Raw genomic sequence first — 12,732 nt, 5'->3', positions numbered from 1 at the left:
GACATTTTGTAGTTTTATACGGCTGCTTTGTGAGTTTTATTCATCATGATGGAGAGCATCTTTATCTTCAGATATAAAAAAAGCCCACATCGTGGGCTTTTTCAAACAATCTAAATCTTATACAGATTCAACTGTTACATAGCGACGGCCAAACTGACCCTTCACTTCAAACTTTACTACGCCATCAGCAGTAGCAAATAATGTATGGTCACGACCCATACCAACGTTAGCACCAGCGTGGAATTCAGTACCACGTTGACGTACGATGATGTTACCAGCAGTTACTGATTGGCCACCGTAGATTTTAACACCTAACATTTTAGGATTCGAATCACGACCGTTTTTAGTCGATCCACCAGCTTTTTTAGAAGCCATGTCTATTACTCCTCGTGATTAGCCTGAAATACCAGTAATTTTCAACTCGGTAAACCATTGACGGTGACCTTGTTGCTTACGGTAGTGTTTACGACGACGCATTTTGATGATGCGGATTTTGTCGTGACGACCATGACCAACCACTTCTGCAGTTACTGTAGCGCCAGCCACAACTGGAGCACCGATTTGAATGCTTTCGCCGTTTACAAGCATAAGTACGTCATCAAACGTAATAGTTGAACCGGTTTCAGCTTTCAATAATTCAACTTTAAGGGTTTCACCCTCAACTACACGGTGCTGTTTACCACCGCTTTGGATTACTGCGTACATAATGTACTCCAACTCAGCCCGTGTCGTCGTGTCAGTAAAGGGACATACTGAACTTAAAACGAACGCCACTGGGATATATAAGGCGACAGATTTTAAGTGAAATTTGACCAAACAACAAGTAAGCGAACAAAAAATAATATGTTAAAGCCGAAATGGATCATGCATACGCTTAAACACAAAGCAAATAAAAGCACAACCTAGCTTTTAAACGGAATATGTGTAAAATCTCAAATACAGTTTAAAAACAACTTGCTACTGTAAATTGGGCTTAATTTTCAAATCTGGCGTTTCATTTATAGGTCAATCTTTTGGTTTTTTTCTGCAAGAAAAATGCTTGTGGCGTATAAGTCTAGGCTCGCTTTTTTTGATTAAGCATCTGATTTAATTAAATCTATATCACCTTTAGTGACGTTTCCCCTAAATTGATGAGGTTCCCCTTCAATGGCCATCGACTTTAAGCAAGATATTCTCGCACCTGTTGCAACCGACTTTGCAGCGATGGATAAATTTATCAATGAAGGGATCACTTCCAAAGTCGCATTGGTGATGGCGGTCAGTAAACATGTGGTTGAGGCAGGCGGAAAACGTATGCGTCCGATTATGTGTTTATTGGCTGCAAAGGCCTGTGGTGCACAAGACTTGGCGCCACACCGTAAACTTGCCGCGATTATTGAGATGCTGCATACCGCTACGCTGGTACACGACGATGTAGTCGACGAATCAGGTTTAAGACGCGGCCGTCCAACCGCCAATGCGACCTGGAATAACCAAACCGCAGTCTTGGTAGGCGACTTTCTGATTTCGCGCGCATTTGATTTGCTGGTCGATTTAAATGATATGGTGCTTTTAAAAGATTTCTCGACAGGTACCTGTGAAATTGCCGAAGGTGAAGTATTGCAGCTCCAAGCCCAACACGACCCAGAGACCACCGAACAAACTTATTTAGATATTATTCACGGCAAAACGTCGCGTTTGTTTGAACTGGCCACCGAAGGCGCAGCGATATTATCCAATACACCGCAATACCGCGAGCCGCTACGTCTTTTTGCCGGGCACTTTGGTAATGCATTTCAAATCATTGACGATATTTTAGATTACACCTCGGATGCCGAAACATTAGGTAAAAATATTGGTGATGATTTGATGGAAGGTAAACCCACTTTGCCGTTAATTTCAGCATTACAACATACCACGGGTGAGCAGCATGCTATTGTTCGACGCAGTATTGCGACGGGCGGAGTCGAGCAACTCGATCAGGTGATTCAGATTGTACAGCAGTCGGGTGCACTTGATTATTGTCGCCAACGTGCTGAAGAAGAAACCCAAGCCGCGCTCGCAGCGTTGAGCCAGCTTCCCGAAAGTGAGGCACGTCAGGCACTGTTTAACCTGACAGAAATGGCGCTACATCGAATTCAATAAAACTAACTAAATTTACACATACGTTGCCTATGCATATTCACTTATTAGATCTTTATGCCACCATGCAGTCGCAGCTTGAACAGAGCCCGAATGCACTAGATGAATCTTTGGCAGTCGAACTCATTAATCGCTTGAGACCTGCCGACACACGCAATCTGGATGAGATCAATAAGAAATTTGATGCATTTGTACAATCCTTACTGATCACCCCCAATGCTGCCTATACCCTACAGGCGTTTATTTTGCATTTGATCCAGCAGTACAAGCAAAGTGGCTTGTACTCTGACAGCGGCATTTTGTCGCAGGATGGTTTTTGGAACCAGCTTTCTCAGCGCATGGGCGCTTATGTGTTGCCCAGCCTGATCGATCACAAAGATTTACGCACCCTGATTGGTCAAGTATTTCATCAAAAAAGTGATCGTTACTGGCTCGATGCCATTGAAGATGCACGCTGGAATAAGCTGTTTCAGGTGCTGGGGCAAAGTAACGGTAATGTCGACTGCAAACGCGTTGTACATGATGAAATGATCACCGCCATTACCGTATTGTCGTATCGAATCAGCGGCATTGGTTTATATCCTGAATTTATTAACGCTCAGCCAGAACTCTCAGAATACGAATCACCATTTCTGGTGCAAAATCGCGAAGTCATTGAGTTTATTGAGCAGTACAAACAGTTGCAATACACCGGCCATGAAGTGGCAGTACTCGAACCACCAGATGCCTCACAGGCTTTGGTGATGTTTGATCAATGCCGCGATGTGGTACTGAAAATCCGCCGTGCCACCAAACGCATTGGGGTCAGTTTAAGCCTGACCTACCTGCTCTCGCTGCTTGAGCAGTGTTTAGACCGGATTGAGTTGTTGCTGACCATTGTAGTGGCAGATCAACAGCGCCGACACCGTGCTTTGGGTGAGCTGCTCAAGGATTTAACTGCCGCGCATTATAGTGAAAAAAGTGTGCGTGCGCTGCTCAGCACCAACAGTGAACTGATTGCTCTGCAAGTCACCGAAAATGCCAGTAAAACTGGCGAACACTATGTGAGTACCGACAAAAAAGGCTTTTTGGGAATGTATAAGGCCGCCGCCGGTGCCGGTGCGATTATTGCGGTCATGGCAACCCTGAAAACGCTAGCGGCGCGAGTCACATTGGCACCGCTGATGCAGGCATTTGTATACAGTATGAATTACTCACTGGGGTTTGTCCTGATTCATATCTTGCACTTTACCGTGGCAACCAAACAACCGGCCATGACCGCTGCCGCACTGGCAGCTACCGTACAACAGCGCAGAGGTTCTAAAAACGCACAACTGGCTGAACTGGCGGCCCTCATTATTAATATTATCCGCACCCAATTGATTGCAATTTTGGGCAATATCTCAATTGCAATACCAGTGGCGGCGTTTATCGCGTTTATGTGGCATTTTAATCTCGATGAGCCACTGATGACCAACGCCAAGGCCGCCAAAACCCTGCACGATTTAAATCCGTTTACCTCACTGGCAGTGCCACATGCGGCGATTGCAGGTGTGTGCTTATTTTTGTCTGGTTTGATTGCAGGTTACTTTGACAATATGGCGGTTTATCGTAAAGTCGGTCCACGCTTAAAAGCGGATATACGTTTAGTCAGACTGATGGGACAAGCTCGTTTAGACCGTTTTGCCGATTATGTCGAACGCAACTTGGGGGCATTGGCAGGTAATTTCTTATTCGGAATCATGCTTGGCAGTATGGGCACGATTGGCTTTATTTTGGGACTACCTCTCGATATTCGTCATATTGCCTTTGCATCGGCCAACTTTATTCAAGGCTTGATGAACATCAATGGCTCACCCGACATCGGTCTGATCGTGGTTTCTTTTTTGGGCGTACTGATGATTGGTTTAACCAACTTATTTGTCAGCTTTACCTTAACGATCATCGTGGCATTGCGCGCGCGACGCGTACGTTTTGAGCAGTGGAAACCCTTGGCAAAACTGGTGATGACCCACTTTTTGACCCGTCCAAGCGACTTTTTTTGGCCACCAAAACAACCGGTTGAAGTCGAAGACCCGTTAACTCAATCAGAAAAAACAAAACATTAACAATTTTGTTGTGTAATGTTAAAGCAACTTAAAAATTGTTCAGAATGAAATTACTATCAGGCATATTAGACTTGAAAAAAAGTGTACTCGAAAGTACACTTTAACTCCACAATCCTTGGCCAAAGGCCTCGGTAACAGTAAAGGTTGCTATGATGCCATACCTACTGCTTTGTATTGGTTGTATTTTTTTCATTGTTGGCGTTTCTGCTTTATTTTCTCCTACCGCTCAGTTTTGGGACATTTCTGTCGTACAGTTGTTGAGTGAACATAGGAATCCAGCATTTGACCATCTTTCAACCGGACTTGCTTTCTTGGGTGGTATGCCTGCGGTGCTTCTTGTTACTGTGCTGTGGTGCCTTATCCACTTCTTAAACGGTAAAAAAGCAATTGTTGTCTTTATCGTTTTAAGTGTGCTGGGCAGTATAGGATTGGGGTGGCTCTTTAAATGGTGCTTCGATAGACCGCGTCCGCCAGAGATGTATCACATCGTCAACAGTTATGGTGCATCGTTTCCAAGTGCTCACAGTGTTTATGCAGCCACACTTGCAGGCCTCGCGCTGTTGATTTACCGCCACCATCCCCGGTATTTCCCAATTGCATTTGTGGCCTTGCTGTGGTTTGGCATGATGGGGGTTTCAAGAGTTTACGTCGGGGTTCACTATCCTACCGATGTACTGGCAGGCTGGGGCATTGGTTTAATTTGGACCTCGTTGCTTTGGCTGGGGCTATTAACAACCAAGTTAGACAAAAACAAATTATTTTTAGATAAGAATCTAAATGAGGTGAAAGAATGACGTCGGCTAAGCTTTGGGTTCCTGCCCTTACTGCTTGCGCATTGGCAACAAGTATTGCACTTGTTGGTTGTAGCAAAGATTCCAAGAATGCTGAGCAAGCGGCAGCTGCACAGCAGATGCCACCTCCTCAAGTAGGTGTCATTGTTGCTCAACCACAAAGCGTAGAACAATCTGTGGAATTGTCTGGACGCACATCGGCGTACCAGATTTCTGAGGTTCGTCCACAGACCAGCGGTATTATTTTAAAACGCCTGTTTGCAGAAGGCAGCTACGTACGTGAAGGTCAAGCGCTTTATGAGCTCGACTCTCGAACCAACCGTGCCACACTCGACAATGCAAAAGCTGCGCTGTTGCAACAACAGGCCAACCTCAGTTCATTAAGAACCAAACTCAACCGTTATAAGCAATTGGTTTCGAGCAATGCCGTGGCCAAACAGGATTATGACGATTTAGTGGGTCAGGTCAACGTTGCCGAAGCACAAGTTGCGGCTGCACGCGCACAAGTGAAAAATGCAGAAGTCGATCTGGGCTATTCGACCATTCGCTCACCTATTTCGGGTCAATCGGGTAAATCGTCGGTTACAGCGGGTGCTTTGGTGACTGCAAACCAGACCACAGCGTTGGTCAGCATTCAACAGCTTGATCCGATTTATGTCGATATTCAGCAGTCTAGTGCCGAATTACTTCGTTTGCGTCAGCAACTGAGCAAAGGTAGCCTAGACAACAGCAATAACACCAAAGTCAAACTTCGTCTTGAAGATGGTTCAATGTATCCAATTGAAGGGCGATTGGCGTTCTCTGATGCGTCTGTGAGCACCGAAACCGGAACCATTACGGTACGCGCGGTGTTCCCAAATCCGAATCACTTATTGTTACCGGGCATGTACGCCACGGCGCAGATTGCACAGGCCGTTATTCCAAATGCATATTTGATTCCTCAAGCTGCGGTTACCCGTACGCCAACGGGTCAAGCCACTGCAATGATTGCCAATGCCAAAGGTGTGGTTGAAACACGTCAAATCCAGACCTCTGGCGTTCAAGGTCAAAACTGGATTGTGACTGGCGGCTTAAAACAGGGAGATAAAGTCATTGTCGATGGCGTAGCCAAAGTTAAAGAAGGCCAGCAGGTGAAGGTTGAGCCATATCAGGCCAAACCTGAGCAATCAGCCGCTCCACAAGGTGCAGCTGCTCAAGGAGCAACCTCAGGCAAGCCACAAATGACTGAACAGAACAAGGCGCCTTCTGATCAAAAAACTACTTCAAATACATAAGGGGTAGACAGAATGGCTAAGTTTTTTATTCATCGCCCCATTTTTGCGTGGGTGATTGCATTGGTCATTATGTTGGCGGGTATTCTTACGCTGACCAAAATGCCAATTGCACAATATCCTACGATTGCGCCGCCTACCATTACTATTGCTGCAACTTATCCAGGTGCATCTGCTCAAACTGTTGAAAACACAGTGACACAGATTATTGAGCAACAGATGAATGGTCTGGATGGCTTACGTTATATTTCATCAAACAGTGCAGGTAACGGTCAGGCCTCGATTCAATTAAACTTTGAACAAGGCATTGATCCAGATATCGCACAGGTACAGGTACAAAACAAGTTGCAGTCTGCAACGGCACTCTTACCTGAAGATGTACAGCGCCAAGGCGTAAAAGTGACCAAATCGGGCAGCAGCTTCTTACAGGTAATTGCATTTTACTCACCTGATGGCAGCCTGTCTGATGCAGACATTAAAGATTACGTAAACTCAAATATTTCTGAACCCCTTAGCCGTGTAGAAGGCGTAGGTGAGATTCAGGTATTTGGTGGCTCTTATGCTATGCGAATCTGGCTCGATCCAGCCAAACTCACCAGCTATCAACTTACACCAAGTGACGTAGCAACTGCACTTAAAGCTCAAAATGCGCAAGTTGCAGTGGGTCAGTTAGGTGGTGCACCTGCCGTCAACGGGCAAGTTCTGAACGCGACAGTAACTGCGCAAAGTCTGCTTCAAACGCCAGAAGAATTCCGTAATATCTTCTTGAAAAACACCGCAGGTGGTGCTCAAGTTCGACTCCAAGATGTTGCGCGTGTAGAACTTGGTTCAGACAATTATCAGTTTGAGTCGAAATACAACGGTAAAGCTGCGGGTGGTCTTGCTATCAAGCTTGCAACAGGTGCCAATGCGTTAGACACTGCACAAGCTGTTGAAAACCGTTTAGAACAGTTACGTAAGAACTACCCTGCCGGTCTAAAAGATCAGCTCGCGTATGACACAACACCGTTTATCCGCCTCTCGATTGAAAGTGTTGTACATACACTGATTGAAGCTGTGGTACTGGTGTTTATCGTGATGTTCTTGTTCCTACAAAACTGGCGTGCAACGATTATTCCAACGCTTGCAGTGCCTGTAGTTGTACTCGGAACCTTCGCCGTCATCAATATTTTTGGCTTCTCCATCAACACCCTGACCATGTTTGCCATGGTACTGGCCATTGGTCTCTTGGTCGATGATGCAATTGTGGTGGTCGAAAACGTCGAACGGGTAATGGCTGAAGAACACAGTGACCCCGTCACTGCAACCGAACACTCGATGCAGCAAATTTCTGGCGCCCTGATCGGGATTACTAGTGTACTTTCTGCGGTATTCGTACCGATGGCATTTTTCTCTGGCACTACCGGGGTCATTTATCGTCAGTTTTCGATTACGCTGGTCACCGCGATGGTGCTCTCGCTAATCGTAGCTCTGACTTTCACCCCTGCCCTCTGTGCGACCTTGCTTAAACAGCACGATCCAAACAAAAAGCCAAGTAACAATGTATTTGCCCGCTTTTTCCGCTGGTTTAACCACAGTTTTGATCGTCTATCGAATGGCTATCAAAACGGTGTGGGGCGCATGTTGCATCACAAGTTATTCTCTGGGCTTTTGTATGCTGCTGTGGTCGGGATTTTGGTCTTTGTTTTTGTCAAACTGCCATCGTCATTCTTACCAGAAGAAGACCAAGGTATCGTACTGACCTTAGTACAGTTACCACCAAATGCGACCTTAGACCGAACTGGTAAAGTCATTGATACCATGACCAACTATTTCCTCGATAAGGAAAAAGATTCGGTTCAGTCGATCTTTACTGTATCGGGCTTCTCATTTACCGGTGTGGGTCAAAACGCAGGTCTTGCCTTTATCCGTCTAAAAGACTGGAGTGAGCGGACCACGCCTGAAACCCAGATTGGGAATATCATCCAGCGCGGTATGGCACTGAATATGATCGTCAAAGACGCATCGTACATTATTCCGTTGCAATTGCCGTCGATGCCTGAACTCGGTGTCACAGCAGGCTTTAACTTGCAGTTGAAAGATTCAAGCGGACAAGGCCATGACAAGCTGATTGCTGCGCGTAATGCCATTTTGGGTATGGCCGCACAAGACAAGCGCTTAACGGGTGTTCGTCCTAACGGGCAAGAAGATACACCGCAATATCAAATCAATATCGATCAGGCCAAAGCAGGGTCGATGGGTGTAAGTATCTCCGATATCAACACTACCATGAGTATTGCATGGGGCGGATCTTACATTAACGATTTCGTAGATCGTGGTCGTGTGAAAAAAGTCTACTTGCAAGGTGATGCGGCCAGCCGCATGATGCCGGGCGATCTAGACAAATGGTATGTTCGTAATAGTGCGGGCACCATGGTTCCGTTCTCTGCCTTTGCGACAGGCGAATGGACCTATGGTTCACCACGCCTTGAGCGTTATAACGGTGTGTCTTCGGTCAACCTTCAAGGTACTCCAGCAACGGGTGTCAGCTCGGGCGATGCCATGATGGCCATGGAAGAGATTGTTAACAAATTGCCATCGATGGGCTTACAAGGCTTTGACTATGAGTGGACCGGCTTATCGCTTGAAGAACGCGAATCAGGCGCTCAGGCACCATTCTTGTACGCATTGTCGTTGCTGATCGTATTCTTGTGCTTGGCTGCACTGTATGAAAGCTGGTCGATTCCGTTTTCGGTCTTACTGGTGGTGCCACTGGGTGTATTTGGTGCCGTTTTGTTAACCTTCTTTGGCTCGATGATTAAAGGCGATCCGAACTTATCCAATAACATTTACTTCCAAGTTGCCATGATTGCGGTGATTGGTTTGTCGGCAAAAAATGCGATCTTGATTGTCGAGTTTGCCAAAGAACTGCAAGAAAAAGGTGAAGACTTACTTGAAGCGACCTTACATGCCGCTAAAATGCGTCTACGCCCAATCATCATGACCACCCTCGCCTTCGGCTTTGGTGTACTTCCTCTCGCGCTTGCCTCTGGTGCAGGTGCAGGTAGTCAGCATTCAGTCGGCTATGGTGTTCTTGGCGGTGTGATCAGCTCAACACTTTTAGGTATCTTCTTTATTCCATTGTTCTTCGTGTGGATTCGAAGTGTCTTTAAGTACAAACCTAAAACCATCAACAATCAGGAGCACAGATCGTGATGCAAAAAGTATGGTCTATTTCAGGTCGTAGCATTGCGGTATCTGCACTTGCGCTTGCTTTGACCGCGTGTCAAAGCATGCGTGGCCCAGAACCAGTTGCCAAAGCCGATATCCCTGCAAGCTACAGTTCAAATGCTTCAGGACCGTCTATTGCTGAGCAAGGCTACAAAGACTTTTTCTCTGATCCTCGCTTATTGCAAGTGATTGATTTGGCGCTCAACAATAACCGTGATCTACGCACTGCTGCACTGAATATTCAGCGTGCGCAACAACAGTATCAGATTACCAAAAACGATCAGTTACCTACCATTGGTGCCAGTGGTAGTGCGATTCGTCAAGTGTCGTCTACACGTGATCCAAACAATCCTTACTCGACGTATCAGGTCGGTTTAGGCGTGACTGCCTATGAGCTGGATTTTTGGGGACGTGTTCGTAGCTTAAAAGATGCAGCACTCGACAATTACCTCTCGACACAAGCAGCACGTGACTCCACCCAGATCAGTCTGGTGAGTCAGGTGGCTCAGGCATGGTTGAGCTATTCGTTTGCAACTGCCAATTTAAAACTGGCTGATCAAACATTGAAATCACAGCTCGATGCGTACAACCTGAATAAAAAACGTTTTGATGTGGGTATTGATAGTGAAGTACCGCTGCGTCAGGCTCAAATTTCAGTTGAAACAGCACGTGATGACGTTGCCAACTACAAGACTCAGATGGCTCAGGCCAAAAATCTGCTCGATCTATTGGTGGGTCAGCAAGTGCCACAAAACTTGCTACCGAATCAGCCGGTCAGTTCAATTACGCGTGAAAGTATTTTTGCTACGGGTTTACCAAGTGACTTACTTAATAACCGCCCAGATGTGAAATCTTCGGAATATCAACTCAGTGCAGCAGGTGCCAATATTGGTGCAGCAAAAGCCGCGTTATTTCCAACGATTACACTCACCGGAACGGCGGGTTATGCGTCAACTGAATTGAGCGATTTGTTTAAATCGGGTGCAGGTATCTGGTCGATTGGTCCAAGTCTCGACTTACCAATTTTTGACTGGGGTACGCGCCGTGCCAATGTCAACATCTCTAAAACCGACCAGCAGTTGGCTTTAGCAAGTTACGAAAAGTCGATTCAAACCGCATTTCGTGAAGTAAATGATGCTCTGGCAACGCGCAATAACATTGGCGATCGTTTACAGGCACAGCGTCGTTTGGTGGAAGCAACGAACCGTAACTATACCCTCTCTACTGCGCGTTTCCGTGCAGGTATTGACGGTTACTTGACGGTACTCGATGCACAGCGTACCTCGTATTCGGCGGAACAGGGTTTACTTTTGCTTCAACAAGCCAATTTAAACAATCAGGTCGAGCTGTATAAAACCTTGGGCGGCGGTGTAAAAGCAACCTCAACCCAGACGGTAACCTATCCGGCATCGAGTGCAGAACGCCATAAGAAATAATGAATTACTCTAGAAAAGCTCACTTCGGTGGGCTTTTTTTTTATGTGTTTTTCATTGCAACGTGGTTTCTTTTTTCTTATCTTGATATTTATTATGCCAAGAAGAAAACTGTATGTTATTAAGTAATTTAGAAAATATGCCAGGCCATCACATTACGCAGCAACTCGACGTGGTGTATGGAAGTACTGTTCGAAGCAAGCATGTTGGTCGTGATTTGCTGGCAGGACTTAAAAACATTGTGGGTGGTGAGTTGACCGCCTACACCGAGCTGTTAGAAGAATCGCGTCAAGAGGCGATGCAACGTATGATTGCCAAAGCCCAACAACTCGGTGCCAATGCCATTGTGGGGATTCGCTTTTCGACCTCCAATATTACTCAAGGTGCTTCGGAGCTGTTTGTATACGGCACAGCCGTGATTGTGCAGCCCAATACGCCCAAGCTTCCCGATCCATTTCAGTAAACAAGGACAACTGCATGGAAAATCTTATTTTTCAGCTTGGCGTTTTTGTGGTGCTCTTTGTCGTGGGCTGGGGATTTGGAAGATACTTTGAGCGTAAACACCTCAAAGAATTAGAACAAAAAGAACGACTACTGGCGCATATTCAACTCGATACCAATCGTTTTGTACAACCTGTTCAGCCGGGACAATTCGTTTCAAGTAATGTGGTAATTTCCCACGATTACTTTAAATACATCATTGCCAATATTCAAAATTTCTTTGGTGGCAGACTCACCAGCTATGAAACCGTGGTAGAGCGGGCACGGCGCGAAGCGATTGTTAGGCTCAAACTTCAGGCGCAGCAATATGGATGCACGCATATTATGGGGCTACGTTTAAGTACCACCGAACTGGGCATGCAAGGCGGAATGGTTGAAGTCTTTGCCTATGGTACCGCGATTGACCAAACAGTCCGCTGAGTGACTGAGTAAGTCATCGATTAAAAACTCACTCGACAAGGACGCGATATTTCGCGTCCTTGAACGAGATTGAATGGTTTGATTATTTCACTTTGGTTTTACGGATCATTTTGTACAAGAGTGATGGCGATAAGCGAGACACCAGTACGCCTAACTTCTCTTTGGCACCACCAACTACAATGTATTCTTCATCATTGATCAGTGCTCGGACTACGGTTTGAGCAAATACATCTGGCTCCAAACCATTTTCAATGGCTTCATCTTGATGGCCTTGAGGTTTTCCCTCTCCATTGAGTGCATTGAGTGACACATTGGTTTTCACAAAACCGGGAAAGATCACCGAAACCCCAACGCCCTGCTCTGCCACTTCGGCGCGCAAGCTGTTGGCCCACATATGAATAGCGGCTTTGGCTGCCGAATAACTGGCACGGTACTGTGTTCCGAGCAAACCCGCGACACTCGACACATAAGCAATACGTCCAGATTTTTGCTGTAAAAAAGTCGACAATACAGTTTTGGTCAGAAACACTTGCGAGAAATAATCAATTTCCATAATCGCACGTTCGGTTTGCATGGTGGTGTCTTGAATGAGTGCGCGTTGACTCAGGCCCGCATTATTGATGAGCCAATCGATACGTCCTTTTTGTGCTAACACTTCTGCATAGGCATGACGCACTTGAGATTCGTCGGTAATGTCGGCAGCCACAGACAGATGTTGTTCTGGTTTAAACAGCCCCACTCGCACCGCTTCGAGTTCATCATAACGACGTGCAGTTAAGATTACCTGTGCCCCCTGTAAGGCACACTCACGTGCCAAGGCTTTACCCAAACCTGAAGATGCCCCTGTAATCCAGACCACTTTATTTTCGAGCGAGTTGAGTTTTGACATTAGAATTTA

The 12,732-nt window shown here is 46.1% G+C and carries 11 protein-coding genes; 8 read left to right on the top strand and 3 right to left on the bottom strand.

From position 1 onward, the window contains the following. Nucleotides 1-117: 117 nt before the first annotated feature. Nucleotides 118-375 carry a 50S ribosomal protein L27 gene (gene rpmA / locus ADA42_RS14475; RefSeq protein WP_004929519.1) on the bottom strand — a complete coding sequence of 86 codons (258 nt, stop codon included), beginning with the start codon at nt 373-375 and terminating at the stop codon, nt 118-120. 18 nt (nt 376-393) lie between these two features. After that, nucleotides 394-705, bottom strand: coding sequence for a 50S ribosomal protein L21 (gene rplU, locus ADA42_RS14470; protein WP_004941071.1), 312 nt, complete (start codon nt 703-705; stop codon nt 394-396). 441 nt (nt 706-1,146) lie between these two features. Here rplU and sdsA point away from each other — a divergent pair, with 441 nt between their 5' ends. The 8 genes from sdsA (at nt 1,147) to ADA42_RS14430 (ending at nt 11,834) form a co-directional block, all read left to right on the top strand. After that, entirely contained in the window at nt 1,147-2,124 is a 978-nt protein-coding gene (gene sdsA / locus ADA42_RS14465; RefSeq protein WP_004941075.1) for an All-trans-nonaprenyl-diphosphate synthase, read from the top strand. A 29-nt stretch (nt 2,125-2,153) separates the two neighbouring features. Then, nucleotides 2,154-4,208 carry a site-specific recombinase gene (locus tag ADA42_RS14460; RefSeq protein WP_048765917.1) on the top strand — a complete coding sequence of 685 codons (2,055 nt, stop codon included), beginning with the start codon at nt 2,154-2,156 and terminating at the stop codon, nt 4,206-4,208. Between the two features lie 152 nt (nt 4,209-4,360). Beyond that, nucleotides 4,361-5,002 carry a phosphatase PAP2 family protein gene (locus ADA42_RS14455; RefSeq protein ID WP_004943251.1) on the top strand — a complete coding sequence of 214 codons (642 nt, stop codon included), beginning with the start codon at nt 4,361-4,363 and terminating at the stop codon, nt 5,000-5,002. After that, the gene (locus ADA42_RS14450) at nt 4,999-6,273 is read left to right on the top strand and encodes an AdeA/AdeI family multidrug efflux RND transporter periplasmic adaptor subunit (RefSeq protein WP_004941084.1); all 1,275 of its coding nucleotides are present in this window, start codon (nt 4,999-5,001) and stop codon (nt 6,271-6,273) included. The genes ADA42_RS14455 and ADA42_RS14450 overlap by 4 nt, the downstream gene beginning before the upstream one ends. A 12-nt stretch (nt 6,274-6,285) precedes the next feature. Further along, on the top strand, nt 6,286-9,465 hold the full coding sequence (gene adeJ / locus ADA42_RS14445; RefSeq protein WP_004941086.1) for a multidrug efflux RND transporter permease subunit AdeJ: 3,180 nt from the start codon (nt 6,286-6,288) through the stop codon (nt 9,463-9,465). Beyond that, nucleotides 9,465-10,916: a multidrug efflux RND transporter AdeIJK outer membrane channel subunit AdeK gene (gene adeK, locus ADA42_RS14440; RefSeq protein WP_048765913.1), complete on the top strand. Its 1,452-nt coding sequence runs from the start codon at nt 9,465-9,467 to the stop codon at nt 10,914-10,916. The genes adeJ and adeK overlap by 1 nt, the downstream gene beginning before the upstream one ends. Nucleotides 10,917-11,028: 112 nt before the next feature. Continuing rightward, nucleotides 11,029-11,376, top strand: a complete 348-nt coding sequence (locus ADA42_RS14435) for a YbjQ family protein (protein WP_004941091.1) — start codon at nt 11,029-11,031, stop codon at nt 11,374-11,376. Between the two features lie 14 nt (nt 11,377-11,390). Beyond that, on the top strand, nt 11,391-11,834 hold the full coding sequence (locus ADA42_RS14430) for a YbjQ family protein (RefSeq protein WP_048765909.1): 444 nt from the start codon (nt 11,391-11,393) through the stop codon (nt 11,832-11,834). 82 nt (nt 11,835-11,916) lie between these two features. Here ADA42_RS14430 and ADA42_RS14425 read toward each other — a convergent pair whose 3' ends face one another. Further along, nucleotides 11,917-12,723, bottom strand: a complete 807-nt coding sequence (locus ADA42_RS14425) for an SDR family NAD(P)-dependent oxidoreductase (RefSeq protein WP_048765907.1) — start codon at nt 12,721-12,723, stop codon at nt 11,917-11,919. Between the last annotated feature and the right edge of the window lie 9 nt (nt 12,724-12,732).

This window comes from Acinetobacter sp. 243_ASPC (assembly GCF_001054715.1).
GTDB lineage: Bacteria > Pseudomonadota > Gammaproteobacteria > Pseudomonadales > Moraxellaceae > Acinetobacter > Acinetobacter soli.
Note: the sequence above shows the minus strand (reverse complement) of the source record. Positions and strands in the feature narration are given on the sequence as shown.